The organism is Acinetobacter rathckeae (assembly GCF_015627125.1).
Taxonomy (GTDB): Bacteria; Pseudomonadota; Gammaproteobacteria; order Pseudomonadales; family Moraxellaceae; genus Acinetobacter; species Acinetobacter rathckeae.
Genome location: NZ_VTDO01000001.1, coordinates 530030 through 550784, shown reverse-complemented (window position 1 = coordinate 550784; position 20755 = coordinate 530030). Strand labels below are relative to the sequence as shown.

Sequence of the window (20755 nt, the reverse complement as noted above, 5' to 3'; positions counted from 1 at the left end):
GAATCACCACTAAAACTATCACACTTGTAATTAAAAACCAGCCAAATAACGACAGCAATATTATTGCTGTTTATTCCATGCCTGCTGTAAGCGTTTAGGTGAAACTGCAATTTTAGTTTTCATGGGCTGCGAAAATAACGAAATCCTAAACTCTTCGACCATCTTGTAAAACTCATGACTATGGGTCTGCTTTTTATCAAACAACTTTTCCATCCATGGGTCAATTTCATCAATCGCAGTATTATCTTTACTCAAGTTATTTGGTAAACGCTCTAAACGCATAAGCAATGCTTTTAAATAACGAGGGAACTCTTGCCACAATGTTATAGGTTGTGTGTAAGCAAATTGATCTAACTGCATTAAAGATAGTTGATCTTCGATATCATCTATACTGCCACCAAAAATACGTTCATCTAGACCTGCAAGTTGTGTTCTCGCACTTTGCCAATCTGTGTAAATCTGATGAAATTGCTGTAATACCACTTGCCCACTGCTTAAAAACTGTTGTTTCACCTGTTTCTGTAATGCCTGAAATGCCTCAAGATTTTTGGGCAGTTCATTTTTACACATGACATCATCTAAAGTGGCATAAACCAACATATTTTCTAACTGAGTTTTGTCACCTAACGGTGAATAAGCCAGTGCAAGTGGTCGACTAATTTGCTTTTTAAGTTGCCTCACCATGTCACCAAGCTGTGCATACAGCAAACAAATCACCCCTTCTTTATGCAGACGTAAAGCCTCTGACTCATCATGCAACGCCTGTACAGTCACTTTTGCATCATCTTTTGATTTTAATTCAGCAAATGGTTTTTGTGGTACAAGTGCTTGGTATTGTTTCACCACAACACCTGTCACTTTTTTTGCAGATTCAAAAGTAAACTGATCTGGAAAGTCTGCCAACACACCACTGGCCTGTACAATAGGTTTTTGTGTTTCAACACGACAACGAGCTTTTAGTTCATCTAAATCTCGCCCTTTTTCAATCACACGGCCTTTTTCATCAATGACCTTAATCAAAGGTAAAAGGTAGCTCGGTACACGCTCAAATGAAAAATCCTGTATCGTGATTTGCTCACCACGCAATGCAAAAGCTAAATATTTAAAAATATGTTGCTGTAGGTGCATTGCATCAATTGCACGGACTAAACGCTGTGCCGTATCTGGAATGGGTACAATATGACGGCGTTTGTCTTTAGGTAAAGTTTTGAGTAAAGCCTCTACTAAAGCTAAACGCCAACCAGGAATTCCCCAAGACCATAGATCTTCATTGACTTGTGATAATGCTTGTAACGGTATTTTAACGGTTGCACCATCCTCATCATGACTGGGGTCAAAATGGTAACTGGTTGATAACCGCAAACTACCATTATGTAAATAGTCTGGGAACTGCTGTGTGGTCGGTCGATCATCTTGCCATAATGCATCTTCATCTATGTATAAATAGCGTGCATCTTTACTCTCTACCGTGGCTCGCCAATCTTCAAAGCTTTTTCGACTGGCGATGTCTGTAGGAACTTTACTGGCATAAAACTGAAAAATAGTTTCTTCATCTACAACCAAGTCACGGCGTCGTAGCTTATCTTCTACACGCTCAACTTCTTCTAGCTTGAGTAAATTATGCTTTAAAAATGGTGGCGTAATACCCAACTGCCCTGTGGTCAATCCATCTCGTAAAAAGATTTCATGTGCTGCAGGTTGATCTACTTTTTCAAAGTTGGTCAGTCGTTTCGGTTCAATAATTAAACCAAACAGTGTCATCTGTACATAAGAATGTACAATGCCTGTTTTTTTCGACCAATGTGGCTCAAAGTAATGGTATTTTAATAGGTCTCGTGCCGCCAATAAAATCCATTCTGGCTCAATCTTTGCCAAACCACGCAAGTAAACCTGCGAAGTTTCTACCATTTCAAAGGCCATTACCCATGATGCACCTGCTTTATGCAACGTACTGGCAGGGAAAATCCGCGCTTTTTGTTGTCTCACGGCCATATAAACATTTTTTTCATCGGTTTTATTGGCAACAAAAGACAATAGTCCCGTCAACAAAGCACGATGCAAGTTTTCATAACTGGCTGGCTTTTCGTTCATCGAAAGCTTTAAACTTTCAGCCAACGAAAGCAGTTGCACATAGGTCTGCTTCCATTCACGCAGACGCAACCAACTCAAAAAGTGTTGGCGAGCAAATTGCCGACGTTTATTTTCACTCATCTCTGATTTATTGGCGTCAAGCACTTCCCACAGTTTCAAATAAAACAGAAAATCTGAATCTGCTTGTTTAAACAAGGCATGTTTTTGATCTGCTTGGGTTTGTTTGTCCGCAGGGCGCTCTCTAGGGTCTTGTACAGCCAATGCACTCACAATAATTAGCGTTTCTTGTAGTACACCAAAATGTGCGCCACCCACAATCATACGAGCAAGTCTTGGGTCAATTGGCATTTTCGCCATCATTTGACCAACTTTGGTGAGCGTTGTCTTTTTCTCATTCAAAGCGCCAAGCTCTATCAGTAGCTTACGCCCATCATTCACCAAACGATGATCAGGTGGCTCGATAAAATCAAACTGCTCTAGCTCACCCAAACCTAAACTTTGCATCTGTAAAATCACAGATGCAAGATTTGTACGTTTAATTTCAGGTTCGGTAAACTCAGGACGACTTAAAAAGTCTTCTTCACTATATAAGCGAATACATACACCTGGAGCAATACGGCCACAGCGCCCTTTACGCTGATTAGCTGCTGCTTGCGAAATCGCTTCAATGGGTAACCGTTGTACCCGTGAGCGATAGCTATAGCGAGAAATACGTGCAAAACCGCTATCAATCACATAGCGAATATTAGGCACAGTTAAGGCTGTTTCTGCCACGTTGGTGGCAATAATAATACGGCGACCTCGCCCACTTGGATTAAATATTTTTTGTTGTTCAGATAAAGCCAGCCGTGCATATAGTGGCAAAACCTCGGTATGGCGTGGGCCATGCTTTTGCAAGGTGTCTTGTAATTCTCTAATTTCTTGCTCTGTACTGGCAAAAATGAGAATATCTGCATGTTCAGGGTGTCCTGATTGGTCAGCATCTAAAAAACATTCTTCTACGGCATTTACAACAGCGCGAGGCAATAGCTCTTCAAAATCATCAAATTCATCGTCATCACTGCTCGCAATGCTCATTTCTGAAATTGGACGATAGCGAAGCTCTACAGGGTAACTACGTCCTTCAACCTCAAACACTGGTGCATTATTAAAATATTGACTAAAGCGGTTTACATCTAAAGTCGCTGAAGTAATGATGACTTTTAAATCAGGGCGTTTTTTAAGAAGCTGTTTTAAATACCCCATAATAAAGTCAATATTGAGTGAACGCTCATGGGCTTCATCAATAATAATGGTGTCATATTTGAGCAAGTAACGGTCATGCACCAACTCTGCCAACAGAATACCATCTGTCATGACACGCACTAAAGCATCATTTGAGCCTTGCTCATTAAAACGGACTTTAAAGCCAATTGATTGACCCAGCTTTTCACCCACTTCTTCTGAAATACGCTGTGACACGCTTCGTGCTGCCAAACGTCTAGGCTGAGTATGACCAATCATACCTGTAAGCCCACGCCCTGCGAGCATGGCAATTTGTGGTAACTGCGTGGTTTTACCAGACCCCGTTTCACCCGCCACAATAATCACTTGGTTTTTTTGAATGGCATCGATCAATTGATCTGCATAACGTGTAACAGGAAGGTCTTGATTTAAACGAATACGTGGCAGGGTTTCAACACGAGATTTTACTTTATGGTTTGAGCGTTCAAATGCGTGAATATACTGTTCGGACTGTTTACCTTTTTGTTTAGCCATCAGATTTAAATGATGTCGGTCACGCGCCATAACTAAATGATCTACATCTAATAAATCGTGCTGCACTGAACTTTTCTCTACATAAATTTCACAAGAGTGCTATTTTACGCCACTCTAGTGGTGAGATAAAGACACTATATTTAAAGTTTTTTTCGCCCCAAGGCTTGAAAAACACAAAAAACACCCCATGTCATTCATCAGGATGTCACGGTATTCACGCAGTATTTTATTGGCATCGGTTTTATATATGAAATGATTTATTTTTCCGATAGTCTTTATTTAAAAATACCATTTCCTCGTACAAGATATTTTTTTTACCATTTAACCAATTATTAAAACCCAACCATAATCAATCGGAGCATATTATGAGCTTGATTAATACTGAAGTTAAACCATTTAACGCAACTGCGTATAAAAATGGTCAGTTCGTCGAAGTTTCAGAAGCGGATCTTAAAGGTAAGTGGTCTGTATTTTTCTTCTATCCAGCAGACTTTACATTCGTATGCCCAACTGAGCTTGGTGACTTAGCTGATAACTATGCTGAATTCCAAAAGCTTGGCGTAGAAATCTATGGCGTATCTACAGATACTCATTTCACGCACAAAGCATGGCATGACACTTCAGAAGAAATCAAAAAAATTGAGTATCCTTTAGTCGGCGATCCAACTTGGACGCTTTCTAAAAACTTCGAAGTGTTAATTGAAAGCGAAGGCCTTGCTGATCGTGGTACTTTCGTTGTTGACCCTGAAGGTATCATCCAAATCGTTGAAGTGAACGCTGGTGGTATTGGCCGTGATGCACAAGAATTGCTACGTAAAGTAAAAGCAGCTCAATATGTACACGCTCACCCAGGTGAAGTATGCCCTGCTAAATGGAAAGAAGGTGATGCAACGCTTGCACCATCAATTGACCTTGTAGGTAAAATCTAATTTTGTAACTTACAAACTAGATTAAAAAAAGACCGTTCATTTGAAAGACCGTTCATTTGAACGGTCTTTTTTATGCTTGTTGTTTTAAAATCATTTTTTGCTCAATAAAGTCATAGCACCATTGAAACACAAATGTATAAACTAAAATACACAATGTGAGTGTGATATCTAGTGCCAATGCCTCAAACAGTGTGACTTGTAATGCATAAGCAATCATTGGTGTTGTGGCTAAAACTAGCCCACCCTCAAAGCCAATCGCATGTAAAATACGTATAAAAACTGTTCTTTTTAACTTGTATTTATGTTCAGCCTTTTCAAACATATAGTTAAATAGCATATTCCAAACCACAGAAGTCAGTGCCATCACTATACCTAACGTACCTGTGACCTCAAGGGGCATGTTTAAAAAGATACTCAGTGCAACAGCGATAATGATGAGTAAAATAATTTCATAACTGAGTGCATGAATTAATCTACGTTTTGAAATAAACATTCTAAAAAACCTATTAAAATTTATAATATGACTTATTTTATTTCTATAATAATGATATATCTAGTTAGAACCTTTCAGAATTATTGATAGATGAATATTAACCAAGAACAACTTCTTATTTTTAAAGCCGTCATGCAATCTGGTTCTTTTTCAGCAGCGGCAAGACAACTTGGCAAAGTTCCATCGGCTGTCAGCATGTCTATTGCAAATTTAGAAATTGACTTAAATATGCAATTATTTACCCGACAAGGCCGTGAACCGATTGCTACGCCTGCAGCACATAGCTTGTATCAAAAAACACTCTATTTACTCAGCGAAATGAATCAGTGGAAGCAACATGCACATGCACTAAGTGAGGGTTTAGAAAGTCATTTTAATATTGTGATTGCTTCAGAGCTGATTTACACCCCGTGGATTGAATACATTTTATTATTAGAGCAGACCTTTCCTAGCCTAGAAATTAATGTATTTACAGCACCGCAAGAAGAAGCCATGCAAATGCTTCTGCAAGGTCAGGTACAATTTTCACTCTTATTTGAACGTGAAGTTTTAGATTATAGAGAGAATTTTGTAGAGCTTTTTCATGAAAGTATTGTTCCTGTGGTCAGTCGAAATCATCCTCTCTCCTCGCTTAAATCAGTTTCTTTAGAAGACCTAGATCAATATAGACAGATTGTAGTGACGAGTCGCCAACTTAAGATTCAGCCTGAATTATTATTTTCTAAAACATATTGGCGTACCAATCAACATCACTTGGCAGTTTCTATGATTCAAGAGGGTTTAGGCTGGGGTTTTCTACCACTGCGATCACTGCAACACATAGACCAACGCAAAGATAAAATTCAAACCTTAAATGTGATTAATTTTACTGAAAAACTAAATTACTTTGTAGATTTAGTTTGGCATAAAGAACATGCTCATGGTGTAGCAAGCCAATTCCTCATAAATTATGTGAAGAAACAAAGAGCTGACCAAAATAGCCACTGAATTGTCATCAAAAAATTGCTCAAATATGGTATAAATAGCCCCAACATATGACTCTATGATGAAATACAGTATGACTGAATCTGCTTTGTCTCAACTCAATCAAATGACAACTGTTGTCGTAGACAGTGGTGACTTACTTGCAATTGAGCAATTTAGACCACTTGATGCAACAACGAATCCATCATTAATTACTGCTGCGGCAAATCAACCTCAAAATCTTCAACTGATTGAAGATGCATATGCACAAGCCAAAACTGAAGGTTATGCATCTGATGCACTCATTGAGCGTACAATTGATATTTTGACCGTGAAACTTGGCGTAGAAATCTTAAAACTCATTAAAGGCCGTGTATCTACTGAAGTAGATGCAAGCTTGTCTTATGACACACAAGCAACTGTGGCAAAAGCCAAAGAATTACTTTCACTGTATGCAAGCTATGGCGTATCATCTGATCGTATTTTAATTAAAATTGCTTCAACTTGGGAAGGTATTCAAGCCGCTAAAATTTTACAAAGTGAAGGTATTGACTGTAATTTGACACTATTGTTTGGTTTACACCAAGCTAAAGCATGTGCCGATGCCAATGTAAAATTAATTTCACCATTTGTTGGCCGTATTTTAGATTGGTATAAAAAAGCTGAGAATGTATCTGCATATCCAATTGAAAAAGACCCTGGTGTGCTATCTGTGAAAGAAATCTTCACATACTATAAAACACATGGTATTCCGACCGAAGTGATGGGGGCAAGCTTCCGTAGTACAGCGCAAGTACTTGGTCTTGCTGGGTGTGATCTTCTAACCATTTCACCAGGCATTTTAGCAGATCTTGAAAAAGAAACGACTGTTGTAGCAAAACAACTCACTACACCTATGGCAACTGCACCACAAGCAACAACAGCCATCAGTGAGGAAACCTTTAGACATGAACTAGAACATGATCTTATGGCATTTCAATTACTACAATCTGGTATTGATGGCTTTATTAAAGCAAGAGAACAACTCAGTGAACTACTTCATCAATCATTAGGTGTAAGTGCTGAAATTAAAAAATAAATCATTTAATATAAGCAATACATAAGCCGATACTTTTACAGTATCGGTTTTTCATTTCAATAAAAAAAGAGGTCGCCCGTGCTAGGTATCATTAACCTATCTACATTTATTATTGGTACAGTCATGATTATTATTTTGCCTGGCCCAAACTCTTTTTATATTTTGTCTATTGCTTCAAAATATGGCATTAAAGCAGGCTATAAAGCTGCTTTAGGAGTAATCTCTGGCGATTTCATTTTAATTTTAGCCACTATTTTTGGTGCAGCATCGTTATTGCATAGCTTTCCTATTTTATTTTTAATATTAAAAAGTGGTGGAGCTATTTATTTATCTTACCTTGGCATTAAACTGATTAAGCATGGCTTAACCACTTGGAAAAACCGAAACCGTCCTGTTGCACGTGAAACGATTGCCTTTGATGTCAGCGATAAAAAAGAAACACCCTATAAAACAGCACTCACCATTAGTCTACTTAATCCAAAAGCGATTTTATTCTTTTTGTCTTTCTTCATTCAATTTGTAGACCCTAAAAATGACTCACCGCTACTGAGCTTTTTGGTCCTATCTCTTATTTTAGAAGCCATTAGTATCACCTACTTAACCCTCTTAATATTTTCTGGGGTCAAACTTTCAGGGTACTTTGCCAAGAACTTGCGTTTAACCAGTATTTCCATTTTAACAGTAGGTTGTCTATTTATTGGTTTTGGTATAAAACTCGCACTCAGTAGCATTTAGTAAAATTTTACTATAGTGCATTGGCTTATATGCTTTAAATACGACACTGTGGCGTAGTCCTTGCTCAAACTTTTCTTTATTGTAAAAGCGAATTTAATTCCTGAAGCCCCTGATAGGCTTTGGGTTGTTTAATGAACAATATTTCAATTCATAAACTTGAAAGAGATTTTCACCTTATAACAACGATAATAAAGCGTTTATTTTGCTCTGGCATTATTTCACGAAAAGGAAAACTACTATTTTATAAATATTTCATAGAGTATTGAGAGGTTTATACAATTAAGATTCATTTGACATTACCTATCCATCTCATTTATATAATTTATGCTTTTAAATCGCAGAAATAAAAGCCCTTTAAAGCTATATTAGATTTTAAAAATATAACCAGAGCTTTAAATTATATACGCTGTGGACACCACACAGTTGCTTCACTTTGTTCATCATAATAATAACCATTTGGGAATCGTCTGTAATTCAATCAACATATGCCAAGGGGTTAACGTATAAATACTGGCATTATTAGGAGTATCTTCATGTTTTGAGTTTTCATGAAGTTCATCAATCGCAACACCACCTGCTGCTTTGATACGTGCCAAACATGCCTCAATATCATCACAATACAAAGATAAATGATTAATTCCAAAGTCATTGAGTTTTAATGGGGGTCTTTGTGTGGGTGCTTTAATTTCAAAAACTTCTAGATTTGGGCCATTGCCAAGTCTAAACACACGTTGCTTAATAATTTTAGCCCCTTGAGGTAAATTCAGCTGCTTTTCTACAATGATTCCTTGTCGTGGCTCATCATCTGAGGTCAAACCATCATATGCCCATTTTGCCCCCAAAGCCTGTTGAAAGAAAACTGTTGCAAGCTCTAGATCGGGTACCGTCACACCAATATGATTAATACCTCTAGGTAACTCACCAAAATCGTCACATGAGCTAGCCACTGATAAATGCCGATTTGCCATAAAATTTCTCTTATTAAGCCTTTTAAATCTACTGTATAAGAAATTTGAGTGATTTTATGTTGTTTTATTAAGTAGCTGCTGTTACATCAGCGAAATTTTTTAATCATAAACGTTTATTTTTTTCTTGCTAAAATCACTAGAGAAAGAATATATAACCTGAAACCTATTTCTTCTTTTGTTTTAAAATAAAAAATTTAGGTCTATTTAAGCAATATACAGCTCTGCTAAGGCACCTACTTTAAGTCATTTAATCTTGAATGATTAGCTTGGATCATCTTGTATACGATGTAATAGAGTAAATAAAAATCATGCCCTTAAATAAAAAACATATAAAACAGCATCTGATAATAACCACTTAAACAGGGTTCGGGTTATATATCCTTCTTTGTTTATCGCTTTAAATTAAGTCAGGCCTTCTACATAAAACTGAGCTGGTTAACTAGATACACATATATTGCATATCGTGAGGGCTCATGTTCAGACAAACAGCTAAAATTAACACCTCATAGATGCCGTCATATCATGGCTATTTTTATGTCTTAACGTATAAAGAAGACCACATCATTGTGGTCTTCTTTATACATATTACCATTCGTATATTTTTGTTTTAACTGCTCGCCAAATTAAGAATAATGCAATAACAGATAACGCAATATTTAACCCAACAACTGCAGGCCACCCGCCATGTTGCCAAAATACACCACCAAAAGAGCCGACAACACTTGAACCTAAATAATAAAATAGCAGATATAAAGATGATGCATGGCCTTTATTGGTTTTAGCTGTTGAGCTGACGTTACTACTTGCCATTGCATGTGCGATAAAGAAGCCCGTTGCAACAAAAGCAACACCAATAATAATGGCAAATAAATGCCCACTTAAAGTAATTAATGCACCCACTAGCATAGATAAAAAGCCCAAACACATAATCGGTGTACGACCTAATTTATCTGCCATATAGCCTGCAAGTGTCGAAGATACAATACCGAAACTATATGATAGAAAAATCATGCTAATCTGGGTTTGAGTTAATGTATACGGTGCAGTAGATAATCTAAAAGTCACATAGTTAAATAGTGTGACAAAAATACTCATGACTAAAAAGCCAATCACATAGTTCATGAGTAATGCTTTATTTTTTAAATGTGTTGCCCATGCTTGAGAGTGAAAGCTGAAATTAATGCCTTTTTTCGCCACAAAATTACGTGATGCAGGTAATAAGAAAAAGAAACCAACACAGCACATAAAGCAAATTACACCCAAAATACCCATAGCAACTCGCCATGAAAAGTATTCTGTCATTAAGCCCATGCCTACGCGACCCATCATGCCACCAAAGGCTGTTCCTGCAATATATAAGCCCATTGTACGTGCTAAATGTTTTGGATTAATTTCTTCTGCAATCCATGCCATAGCAACCGCAGGCACACCACCCAAAATAAACCCTTCAACCGCTCGAGCCACTAGCATTAAATCCCAACTTGGTGAGATTGCACATAAGATATTGAGTAATGCAGCCAGCCCCATAGAGCAAAACATCAGCCCTTTACGGCCTAAAGCCTGTGAAAATGCACTCGATAACACAATAGAAAATGCCAAAAACCCTGTGGTTAAAGACAGTGCCAATGAACTTGTACTTGCTGTTACGCCAAAAGCATGCGTAAATTCAGGAAGTAGTGGTTGTACGCAATAAATTAAGGAAAAACTAGCAAAGCCCAATAAGAAAATAGAAATTCCAGCTTTTTGGTAGTCTGTTGTACCACAGCTAATACCTTCATAAGGGCGGTTGTTTTGAATGGGTGTTGATGTACTTTGCTCCAGAGAATCTGTCGCTGACTGAGTTTTCATGATGTGCCTAAATGTCACAAAATATATATTAGATAGGAAATATGGTAACAATTTGAAATATATATGTATAATATATTAGACATCATAGAACTATACTTTTAAAATATGGAAATACGTCACATAAAATACTTTATGGCTGTGGCAAAAACACATAACTTCTCAAAAGCAGCACAACTTTTAGGAATTAGTCAGCCCCCATTAAGTATCCAAATCAAACACTTAGAAGAAGAAATTGGCAGCGAGTTATTTTATCGCACATCGCAAGGCGCAACTTTAACACCTGCTGGCGAAGTCTTTTTAAAGTCTGTTACTCAAATCGAAGAACAATTAAATAATGCAGTGGAACAAACCCAACGTGTTGCAAATGGTGATATGGGTGAATTGCGTTTGGGCTTCACGGGCACAGCCATTTTAAATCCGCTCGTCCCAAAAGCGATACAAACCTTTCAAAAGAAATACCCCAACGTAAATTTAATTTTAAAAGAAGCCAATTCACTCTTACTGATTGATGATGTCGCTAATAATGAATTAGATATTGCTGTGATTCGAACACCACACAATTACCCTTCAGATATTTGTATTCAACATCTTGTTTATGAAAACCTAGTCGCTGTGCTACATGAAGATACACCATGCACAGGCGAACCATATATTTTACTTAGCTCACTCAAAGACCAAAAATTTATTGTTTCACCTTATGAGGTGAGTGCAGGGTTGCATGATGCAACCATTAACGCCTGTAAACAAAGTGGTTTTGAACCGATATTTGGCCCAAGTGCGCCACAAATTGTTTCGATTTTATCGCTTGTCGCTGCAAATTTAGGGGTATCTTTAGTACCAGAAACCACACAACAAGTGAATATTAAAGGGATTCAATACAAACCATTACACCCCGACACCACTAAAGTGAGTTTAGGTCTGGCTCATCAACATGACTATCACTGTCAGCCTGCCATTAACTTTTCGAGTATTTTACATACCTTACTTAATCAGCAAATTTAATACATCATAAACGATGCTCGCCCATAATCAGTGATGATAAGTCATAACCTTGTTCAATGGCTGTATCTAAAAAAGATTGGCACGTTTCATCAGCAATATTTGGTGTACGTGCCAATAACCATAAATACTTGTGTTGACCATCACCAATCAGTGCAGTTTGATAGTCTTCGTCTAAACGTAAAATCCAATAGTCACCTTTTGTATAGGGCAACCACTGTAAACATTTTGGTAAAAAGCTGACTTTAAGTTGACTATTACCCTTATTTTGAACAAAGGCTGTACCTTTAGCTATTTTGTGACGGCCTTTTTTATCTATACAACGATTGGTTACAGCAATGGTTTGATCTGGGTTGAGCACATAGTTTGCTGAGGTATTATAGCTTTTTGAATTTTGAAAATAGTTAGGTAGCCGAGCAATTTCATACCACTGCCCTAGATATTTTGAAAGGTCGACATAATCAATCGCCTGAGGGCTATTTGTAACGGCTTTATTTTTCTTTTTTTGGTACAGCACTACCCCTACGCCTAGAACTACTGTTGCAAATAATAAACTACTTTTTTTCATTTGATTTGCTCCATATCATATCTCAGTTGGACTCAGATGATTACATCTCAAATGCAGATATAAATCTGTTTAAAAAATACTTATGCTTTGTATCCAAATTTGATGACCCAAGCCATTAAATATCTTCAGTGCATATTATTTTTGAAAAGTCTGCTTCAAGTAAAGACATTGTGATGTTATGAATAGTCTTTGCATCGCCACCATCACCTGCTAAATCAAAACTGATCGTTGCATCTTGAACCACACACATATTAAAACCCAAATCAGCACCGTGTCGAACGGTTGAATTTACACAGAAGCCTGTCACCCCACCAATGACAATAATTTCATTGGCATGTATTTGCTTTAAGTAATCAGCAAGATCTGTCGACACAAATGCAGACGACGTATTTTTAATAAAAATAGGCTCTCTTCCTTGGCTTCGGAGCTTATAAATTATTGGGTAAGATGTTGCCTCTTTATGTAAGAGACTTCCCTCTTCGAGAGTCTCATGCATGATATGTATAATATGTTCATTATTTTCTCTAAATTTATTCAGTATATGCACCATATTATCTATAGCATTTGATGGGAAAAAACCAAGCCCCGCTTGTATTCTTTCTTCAATAAAAATTTGCATATCTATAATCAGTAATACTCTACTCACACATACCTCCGAAAAATAAATATCACTTAAGATTAATTGATTACTCTATATTTATTAATACCAATACCCCATCATCTCTAACACACTATTTTCAACCCATTCCTTGTCACCCAACGGTTTATACATCAAACAATCTTCAATATGTTCTTCTTTCATACCGTAATTAATATGCTCTTCTGTGACGAGCCATTTCACATATTGATTGGTTAATCTAAAACCAAACTTTTCATAAAAATCAGGCTTTTGTGTCACTAAAAACAAAAAATCAATGTTGTGGCTAAACACTGACATTTGATCTATTAAAGATTGCATTAAGAATGTACCTAAACCTTGGTTGTGTAACTTTGGCATAATTGCAAAATCAATGACCCCCAACACATTCATCGGCTGTTTATTCAGTGTCATCACTCGAAAATCTAGACCCAGTTGACCAATTAATTGATTATGGTCCTTCAATAATAATCGACTATGTGGAAGTTGTTTAAAATAGTGCCGACCATGAAAGTCTTCTTCTGGAAATGCAACTTGTAACAAGGTTGCTATTTGCTTTTTTGTCTCTTGGCTCAGTTGAAACTCAGTGATTAATTCTAAAGAAAGATCAGCATAATTTATCATTGTAAATCAATTCCTTGTTATTCATTACCTTAAATTTATAAGTACCTATTAAAAAATAAAAGTCCCCAAAACATCCTCTCCAATTAAAGCCTTATACAATCGATCTTCATAAAAGCCATTTCCAACCCAAACCTTACCACCTCGTTTTAAAATAAAGTCTGGTACACACCGATCTACAGAAGTATGGCCTAATTTGAGTAAGTCTTGTGCTGAGATATTTTTAATAGGTGTCGCTTTTGAAAAGTCTGTATTTATAGGAGATATGCCATCAACATTGGTTAAAATCATCGTGATTGGTGCCTGAACAACCCATACAAACCAAACTGCTATACCATCAGATGTAATGTCCCAAGTTTTTTCAAAAGGGTCCATGGCAAAAATAATTTGTGATGGCAGTAGTACTGGAATAAATCCTTCCTCTGAGATATGCCGAGCATCGGACAGAGTTGTACATGGCCGTAACCATTGGCTAAAAACTTTATCACAAATTAACAACCCTGTTTGATCTTGAGTTCTTGCGCAGGCTGCATGATGCGTTTCAGGAGACAATGGAAATTTTGTATTAATACTTTCAATGGTTTTATCTGTTGGCCCTCCACCAGGTATCACCAATAGTTTTTTACCGTGCTGTCTGCACAGTTCTAAAGATTGAATAGCACTGTGCATTTTATTACTTTCTAGTAATAAACTTCCTCCAAATTTAACAATGCAGTCAAAATGATAATCTGTATAACCTAGAATAGATTTTTTATTCATTTATTATTCCTTTTTGTATTGAATAGATCATATACCTCGCCTAATGTCGCATACATTAGTCCATAGTGCTTTTTAAATTCAGCTAACCTGTATAAATCAATACATTGAATCCCATGAAAAATATCGGCATGCTTAAATAATTCATTGGTGCTTAGTGAGAAACTTTCAGTATTTACATCAAGGTAAATTTTAGCCACGTGATTATATAATTTAGGCTTGCCATTTGGACGTATCTTATAAATCCAAGCAGGATCATTTTTTAATTTTTCAAATCGTTTTGGCGTTACCACAATATCTATATCAAAAATCTCTCTCATATTTCTGACAGCTAGAGCACCACCGCCAACAATAATATATTCATATTCTGAAAGTTGTAATTCATCATCACTTATTTTTAGTTTAATTAAAAAAAACCGCATCACTTTGTGATACGGTTTTTAAAGCTTCGCTTATGCGTTCAATATGCTACTGAGTGTTTCCGACACATTTTTTGAGCGGATACTTGGTTGCACATCTTTTAACGCCTGCAATACTTCAGATCTTTTCGGCTCTGTCAATGTATACCAACGTGACAATGCTTGTAATAGTCGAGAACCGATAATTGGGTTTTTCTCATCTAAATACTTTGCCAACTCAATTGCGTGTTGTACACCAAAACTCCAAGCATTTACAGGACGGCTATTTAGCCCACCAATCACCGCACGAATACGGTTCGGTGTACCCAAATCATAATCTGGATGTGTCGCCAAAGCTTTTAATTGTGTTTCTGTTAAGTTTGGATGAGCCGCTTGAATCATAAACCACTGATCAAGTGCTAAAGGTTCACCTTTAAAACGTGTATAGAACGTTGCTAAAGCATCTGTCGCTTGCGGTGCATCATGCCAAACTAAGACTTTTAAAGCACCCAATTTCTCAGTAATGTTTTTACTGTCACTAAATTGTGCAAATGCCAAGTCAAAAACATCTTTGTCTTTTTGGGTTGCCATATAGCCCAACATAATATTTTTTAAAGCACGCTCACCCATGGCTTGCGAAAACTCAGATTGCTTTGCAGGATCTAGTGACTGGTAAGTCTCTTTCCAAAAGGCGCCCATTTCATCAGCAACTGTTTGAGTTAATTGACTTCGAACGGTTTTCACCAGTTCTGGTGAATAGTTACTGTCTATACGACTCGCCAAGTAACTTTCAGATGGCACATCAAGCAAACGAGATGCTAATAACGGATCTTTTTTCACCAATGCAGGTAACGTATGTTTTAAGGCATCAATATAACTGTGTGCAGCATGCCCATTAAGTAAAATACGCTCGAGTAAAGTTTGAGTTGCTTGCCATTGGTTAAAACCATTGGTTTCGTGCTGAATTAGAAATGCCAAATCATCATCAGAATAATCAAATACTAAGTTCACAGGTGCAGAGAAATTACGCAGGAGAGATACTACAGGTGCTTGCTCTACCTCTGTAAAAATAATACTTGCTTCATCTTGGTCAAATAAATACATACCATCTTGTACATGGTTTTCAAATAAGTCATTTGAATGCAATGTATATTGTTCACCAGTATTTGGATTAAACAATGCGACTGCAACAGGAATTGGAACAGCTTTTAAGTCAGGGTATTTTGCGTTTGCTTTTAAACTTTGTTTAAAGCTGAGTTGATATGTTTTCGCCGTGGCATCATAGTCAGCTTTGACTTGTAATGTCGGCGTACCCGGTTGATTATACCAACGTAAAAATGCAGATAAATCAACACCAGAACCTGCCGATAATGAAGTAATCCAATCCTCTACTGTGACTGCTTGACCATCGTGACGGCGGAAGTATTCATCAGTCCCTGCACGATATTTAGCTTTACCCAGTAAAGTAGCCATCATACGGTTAATTTCAGCACCTTTTTCATACACAGTTGCAGTATAAAAGTTATTAATTTCCACAAAGTGATCTGGGCGTGGTGGATGTGATAATGGGCCTGCATCTTCAGGAAATTGATGTGATTTTAATACAGATACATCATCAATACGTTGTACAGCCGCCGATTGTAAATCTTCCGAGAAAGATTGATCACGGAAAACTGTTAGGCCTTCTTTTAAGCACAACTGAAACCAATCTCTACATGTAATACGGTTCCCTGTCCAGTTATGGAAATATTCGTGTGCAATCACCGACTGTACACGCATAATCGCACCGTCTGTGGTGTATTCTTCATCAGCCAATACACACGATGTATTAAAGATATTTAAACCTTTATTTTCCATTGCACCCATATTGAACTGGCTTACAGCAACAATCATATAGTTGTCTAGATCATATGGGAGTCCGTAATGCTCTTCGTCCCAACGCATAGAGTGCTTCAAGGCTTCCATCGCAATGTGACACTTAGGAATATCTTTTTCAATCGCATAAATCTCTAAAGCCACATCACGGCCTTCAGACGTCACATAGTGATCTTTTAGTACAGCTAAATCACCGACCACACAAGCAAATAAATACGCAGGTTTTTTGGTTGGATCTTCCCAAATCGCATAATGGCGTGTGGCACTCACTTCACCTTTTTCTAATAAGTTACCATTGGCAAGTAGGATTGGGTATTTTTTATCAGCTTCTACACGTGTGGTAAATACAGACAGTACATCCGGACGGTCTGGATAAAAGGTAATTTTACGAAAACCTTCAGGTTCATTTTGTGTCACAAATAAATCACCTGCTTTATATAACCCTTCGAGCATGGTGTTTGTTTCTGGATGAATATGTACTGATGTTTCAAGCTTTAGTTTCTCTGGTGTATTTAAGATCACCAGTTGCTCTGTATCTAGCTGATACTGTGTTTCATTTAGCACATCATCGTTTATTTTTACATATTTCAGCTCAAGCTCACGACCAAGCAATACTAATGGTCCTTCAGCTTGGCGTTGCATGTGTAGTGTACTGTTTACAATGGTATGATCGTCAAAGACTTGTATGTCTAAATGAACTGACTCAACCAAATATGTTGGTTTTTGATAGTCTTTTAGGTAAATCGTTTCATCTGCCTGTACTACAGGATTTGCCGCTATGTTCATATTCGATCCTACTGGTTGCACCAACTTAACCATCTTTTGTTAAGTATTGTCGTTATATACTGTCATTAATGAGGCAATAACATCAAAAATTCAATAGATCACTGATCAAGTGTCTTCGATTTGTGCATTTATACAAAAATCATGCCATATAGTTTCAAATTAATGAATATGTTTTTTGGCACTCATTTTTATTATATTGCCTACTAGTACATGAATTATTTATAGAATACCCCCAATCCTGTTCAAGCCGAATCACTCACTTTTTGAATGATCAATTTGTTGCTATGGAAGAGCTGATACATTGGTAACAGAATAATGCCTTAAAGTATGGCCTTTGATGATTTTTAATACAAAGAAAAAGGCTTTAAATTAGGAGCCCTTATAATAGATTGCGATAGATATGATTTTAGACAAGCTAAGCTTTGTATGGTCGTATTCGCTTGAAGCGTGTATTTTGTTTTAGAAAATTCCAATAGATAGACTCAAATTTTATAAAAAATCATCTAGCATACAAATTAAAGCGGTAATATCATGCATGGTGGCTAGAGCTTATTTAAGGTGGTGTCGTAACTTTCTTAAATGGCTCTAGCCACCGATTTTTTCAACGATATTCTTATCTGTGATAAGGGTTAAACTCGTTGAATTGTTTTTCTATTTAATAGCATGAATAAAATTTATTGAACAAATTCATTTCAAAATAAGCATGGCTGGATATATTTAACATCCCCCCCAATCTAAAAAATAGGAGAATGTTAAACATAAATAGAAACATTTATTTATCTAAAGTATAAGCAATTAAATAATCACCCATTTTCGTTCCAAAAGATCCATGCCCACCAGCCATAATGACGATATATTGTTTACCATTAATCGCATATGTCATTGGTGTTGCTTGCCCACCAGCTGGCAGTCGAGCTTGCCATAATTGCTCCCCTGTCGTGACATTAAAAGCCCTAATATAATTATCCTGTGTTGCACCTAGAATCATAATATTTCCAGCTGTAGATATCGCTCCACCTAAACCTGGAACACCTATTTTTAAAGGAGGGAGTTGAAACATTTTAGGTAAACTATCTCTAATTGTACCAACACGCTTTTTCCAAATTACTTGATTTGTTTTTAAATCAACACTTGAAATATATCCCCAGCCCGGTTGTTTACATGGTAATCCTAATGGAGATAAAAATGGGCCTATAGATGCTGCATAAGGTATGCCATACATAGGTCTTATACCATGCTCACTGCTTGACCCTACTTTTTCCTCTTTTCTATTCGGGTCTTTTGGAATCAATTTACTTACAAATGGAAGTGCTAATGTATTCATCGTTGCAATTTGACGATCTACATTTATTGATATACCTCCCCACTCTAAGACTCCTAAATTACCAGGAAATACTAAAGTCCCATTTTCTGATGGAGGTGTATAGTTACCCTCATAATTTAATGTTTTGAAATAAATACGACAATATAGCTGATCAAACAGGGTTGCTCCCCACATGTCTTTGTCTGTTAACTTTTCTTTTGGTGCTAAATTTAGATCCGAGTACGGTTGAGTCTTTGAATACCACTCACCTTTTGTCTGTGGCCCTTTTTTGACAGATTGAGGAACTGGGCGCTCATGAATCGGTGTAATAGGCTGACCAGTATATCGATTCAGCACAAAAATATTTCCAGTCTTAGTTGGAATATATACTGTTGGTATAATATTTCCTGTTTTATCTTTTATGTCAGCTAATGTTGGTTGTGCTGGTACATCCATGTCCCATAAATCATGATGAGTTGTTTGGAAAGCCCAAAGAAGCTTGCCGGTAGATGCATTAAGTGCAAGGATAGAATTCGCATAACGCTCTTTTAATGAAGTACGATCTCCACCCCATACGTCTGGCGTCCCAGATCCCGTAGGAATATATACGATATCTGCTTTTTCATCATAAGATAACGGTGCCCAAGCATTTGGTGAATTATTAACAAATGTCTGTCCAGATGCTGGTATTGCATTTGGATCTTTAGCACCCGTATCAAATACCCAAAGTAGTTTACCTGTATTTACATCATATCCACGAATTACCCCTGATGGTTCTTTAGTAGAGTAATTATCAGTTACTGATCCTGCGATAATAATTGTAGTACCCGTTACAATTGGAGGGGATGTTGGGTTATATCCACCAGGATATGGATAAGGCATATCTTTTTGTAGATCAACTTCACCATTTTTTCCAAAATCTGTACAAGGCTGTCCAGTCTCTGCGTTTACAGCAATAAGGCGACCATCATTGACAGGTAAAATAACTTTTTTCGGACATTGAATAGAGGAAGAGTGATTGTTTTTAAGGCTTGTTTCAAATTCAGATGTATTATCCTGATCAAAATAAGACACCCCCCTACACATAACATGCTGGAAGCTTATATCTGACTTCAGTTTAGGATCAAATTGCCATTTTTCTTGCCCAGTTTCGGGGTTAATAGCTATTAGTTTTTGATGCGCCGTACATATATACATGTTATTACCAATTTTGATTGGTGTAACTTCATTAGTGATTTCAACTGGATCAGCTGCAGTTTTTAAATCTTTTGTACGTAACACCCATGCTTCTTTTAAATTTTTTATATTTTTATCATTAATTTGATCAAGCGGAGAAAATCGTTGACCTGCTTGTGTTCTACCATAAGCTGGCCAATCTTCATCAGCTACCCCAGAATGACTACTCATAGATTTTGGTTGCGTATTCTCTACTTTACCAGATACCTCTTGTGGATCATTAAAGATTGAATAAATTAAAGTAAGTATTGTAAATATTAGCGTAGATGCTAAGCAAAAGTAGTATTTTTTCTTTTGACCTCTACTTACTCTAGATATACTCGGTAAAAATAAGATTAAACCCAAAACGCCGATAACATCAACTCTAGGAACCAATGCCCAAAAGTCAGAACCTACTTCCCATAAACCCCATAATGTCGTAGCAAACATAAGTAGTGCATGACTCAAAAAAGCCAAACTAGATTGACGACTTAACATGAATCCAGTTACTAAGAACATTAAGCCTGCTATTAAATAGTAATAGGAGCCACCTAAAACTATTAAATATATACCACTGGCTAAAACGACAATACCAATGAAAATAAAAATAAAGGCAATAACTTTATTAAGTAATATATCCCTTGATGACAACTCCATTGTCTTCCTCTAGTACAATTGTTTAAATAAAGTTGACCAATTTAAGGTAGTATTGACCTAGTTAGTAGGGACAAGAA

At 36.8% G+C, this 20755-nt stretch carries 16 protein-coding genes; 5 read left to right on the top strand and 11 right to left on the bottom strand.

Annotated elements, in window-relative coordinates:
- Nucleotides 1–60: 60 nt before the first annotated feature.
- Nucleotides 61–3915, bottom strand: coding sequence for an ATP-dependent RNA helicase HrpA (hrpA, locus tag I2F31_RS02680; RefSeq protein ID WP_195767922.1), 3855 nt, complete (start codon nt 3913–3915; stop codon nt 61–63).
- A 299-nt stretch (nt 3916–4214) separates the two neighbouring features.
- On the opposite strand from hrpA, the gene ahpC reads away from it, so the two are divergent.
- Nucleotides 4215–4778: an alkyl hydroperoxide reductase subunit C gene (gene ahpC / locus I2F31_RS02675; protein WP_195773402.1), complete on the top strand. Its 564-nt coding sequence runs from the start codon at nt 4215–4217 to the stop codon at nt 4776–4778.
- Between the two features lie 70 nt (nt 4779–4848).
- Here ahpC and aceI read toward each other — a convergent pair whose 3' ends face one another.
- Nucleotides 4849–5271 (bottom strand): chlorhexidine efflux PACE transporter AceI, encoded by a 423-nt coding sequence (aceI, locus tag I2F31_RS02670; protein ID WP_195767924.1) that lies wholly within the window; start codon nt 5269–5271, stop codon nt 4849–4851.
- 90 nt (nt 5272–5361) lie between these two features.
- On the opposite strand from aceI, the gene aceR reads away from it, so the two are divergent.
- The 3 genes from aceR to leuE all read left to right on the top strand — a co-directional run bounded on the left by aceR (nt 5362) and on the right by leuE (nt 8047).
- Nucleotides 5362–6258, top strand: a complete 897-nt coding sequence (gene aceR / locus I2F31_RS02665) for an HTH-type transcriptional regulator AceR (RefSeq protein WP_195767925.1) — start codon at nt 5362–5364, stop codon at nt 6256–6258.
- Nucleotides 6259–6328: 70 nt separating this feature from the next.
- Nucleotides 6329–7312 carry a transaldolase gene (tal, locus tag I2F31_RS02660; protein ID WP_195767926.1) on the top strand — a complete coding sequence of 328 codons (984 nt, stop codon included), beginning with the start codon at nt 6329–6331 and terminating at the stop codon, nt 7310–7312.
- Between the two features lie 78 nt (nt 7313–7390).
- A complete protein-coding gene (gene leuE / locus I2F31_RS02655; RefSeq protein ID WP_195773401.1) occupies nt 7391–8047 on the top strand; it encodes a leucine efflux protein LeuE in 657 nt (218 codons plus the stop codon).
- A 440-nt stretch (nt 8048–8487) separates the two neighbouring features.
- Here the strand turns inward: leuE and I2F31_RS02650 are convergent, their stop codons facing one another.
- Nucleotides 8488–9015 carry a VOC family protein gene (locus I2F31_RS02650; protein ID WP_213014785.1) on the bottom strand — a complete coding sequence of 176 codons (528 nt, stop codon included), beginning with the start codon at nt 9013–9015 and terminating at the stop codon, nt 8488–8490.
- A gap of 585 nt (nt 9016–9600) precedes the next feature.
- Complete coding sequence (locus I2F31_RS02645) at nt 9601–10863, bottom strand: MFS transporter (protein WP_195767929.1); 1263 nt, start codon at nt 10861–10863, stop codon at nt 9601–9603.
- 105 nt (nt 10864–10968) lie between these two features.
- On the opposite strand from I2F31_RS02645, the gene I2F31_RS02640 reads away from it, so the two are divergent.
- Entirely contained in the window at nt 10969–11865 is an 897-nt protein-coding gene (locus tag I2F31_RS02640) for a LysR family transcriptional regulator (RefSeq protein ID WP_195767930.1), read from the top strand.
- Nucleotides 11866–11869: 4 nt separating this feature from the next.
- Here I2F31_RS02640 and I2F31_RS02635 read toward each other — a convergent pair whose 3' ends face one another.
- The 7 genes from I2F31_RS02635 to I2F31_RS02605 all read right to left on the bottom strand — a co-directional run bounded on the left by I2F31_RS02635 (nt 11870) and on the right by I2F31_RS02605 (nt 20678).
- Nucleotides 11870–12430 carry a lipocalin family protein gene (locus tag I2F31_RS02635; protein ID WP_195773400.1) on the bottom strand — a complete coding sequence of 187 codons (561 nt, stop codon included), beginning with the start codon at nt 12428–12430 and terminating at the stop codon, nt 11870–11872.
- Nucleotides 12431–12545: 115 nt separating this feature from the next.
- The gene (locus I2F31_RS02630) at nt 12546–13076 is read right to left on the bottom strand and encodes an isochorismatase family protein (RefSeq protein WP_195767931.1); all 531 of its coding nucleotides are present in this window, start codon (nt 13074–13076) and stop codon (nt 12546–12548) included.
- A 54-nt stretch (nt 13077–13130) separates the two neighbouring features.
- A complete protein-coding gene (locus tag I2F31_RS02625; protein ID WP_195767932.1) occupies nt 13131–13691 on the bottom strand; it encodes a GNAT family N-acetyltransferase in 561 nt (186 codons plus the stop codon).
- Between the two features lie 48 nt (nt 13692–13739).
- On the bottom strand, nt 13740–14447 hold the full coding sequence (locus I2F31_RS02620; protein ID WP_195767933.1) for an amino acid kinase family protein: 708 nt from the start codon (nt 14445–14447) through the stop codon (nt 13740–13742).
- On the bottom strand, nt 14444–14866 hold the full coding sequence (locus I2F31_RS02615) for a zinc ABC transporter substrate-binding protein (protein ID WP_195767934.1): 423 nt from the start codon (nt 14864–14866) through the stop codon (nt 14444–14446). The genes I2F31_RS02620 and I2F31_RS02615 overlap by 4 nt, the downstream gene beginning before the upstream one ends.
- 30 nt (nt 14867–14896) lie before the next feature.
- On the bottom strand, nt 14897–17503 hold the full coding sequence (gene pepN, locus I2F31_RS02610) for an aminopeptidase N (RefSeq protein ID WP_195767935.1): 2607 nt from the start codon (nt 17501–17503) through the stop codon (nt 14897–14899).
- A 772-nt stretch (nt 17504–18275) separates the two neighbouring features.
- On the bottom strand, nt 18276–20678 hold the full coding sequence (locus I2F31_RS02605) for a glucose/quinate/shikimate family membrane-bound PQQ-dependent dehydrogenase (RefSeq protein ID WP_195767936.1): 2403 nt from the start codon (nt 20676–20678) through the stop codon (nt 18276–18278).
- Between the last annotated feature and the right edge of the window lie 77 nt (nt 20679–20755).

Bases quoted from the DNA above. Each gene is read 5' to 3' on its own strand.
- I2F31_RS02645 (WP_195767929.1), bottom strand. From the start codon at position 10,863: ATGAAAACTCAGTCAGCGACAGATTCTCTGGAGCAAAGTACATCAACA.
- I2F31_RS02650 (WP_213014785.1), bottom strand. From the start codon at position 9,015: ATGGCAAATCGGCATTTATCAGTGGCTAGCTCATGTGACGATTTTGGT.
- I2F31_RS02620 (WP_195767933.1), bottom strand. From the start codon at position 14,447: ATGAATAAAAAATCTATTCTAGGTTATACAGATTATCATTTTGACTGC.
- I2F31_RS02615 (WP_195767934.1), bottom strand. From the start codon at position 14,866: ATGCGGTTTTTTTTAATTAAACTAAAAATAAGTGATGATGAATTACAA.
- pepN (WP_195767935.1), bottom strand. From the start codon at position 17,503: ATGAACATAGCGGCAAATCCTGTAGTACAGGCAGATGAAACGATTTAC.
- tal (WP_195767926.1), top strand. From the start codon at position 6,329: ATGACTGAATCTGCTTTGTCTCAACTCAATCAAATGACAACTGTTGTC.
- aceR (WP_195767925.1), top strand. From the start codon at position 5,362: ATGAATATTAACCAAGAACAACTTCTTATTTTTAAAGCCGTCATGCAA.
- I2F31_RS02635 (WP_195773400.1), bottom strand. From the start codon at position 12,430: ATGAAAAAAAGTAGTTTATTATTTGCAACAGTAGTTCTAGGCGTAGGG.
- I2F31_RS02640 (WP_195767930.1), top strand. From the start codon at position 10,969: ATGGAAATACGTCACATAAAATACTTTATGGCTGTGGCAAAAACACAT.
- I2F31_RS02625 (WP_195767932.1), bottom strand. From the start codon at position 13,691: ATGATAAATTATGCTGATCTTTCTTTAGAATTAATCACTGAGTTTCAA.
- ahpC (WP_195773402.1), top strand. From the start codon at position 4,215: ATGAGCTTGATTAATACTGAAGTTAAACCATTTAACGCAACTGCGTAT.
- aceI (WP_195767924.1), bottom strand. From the start codon at position 5,271: ATGTTTATTTCAAAACGTAGATTAATTCATGCACTCAGTTATGAAATT.
- I2F31_RS02605 (WP_195767936.1), bottom strand. From the start codon at position 20,678: ATGGAGTTGTCATCAAGGGATATATTACTTAATAAAGTTATTGCCTTT.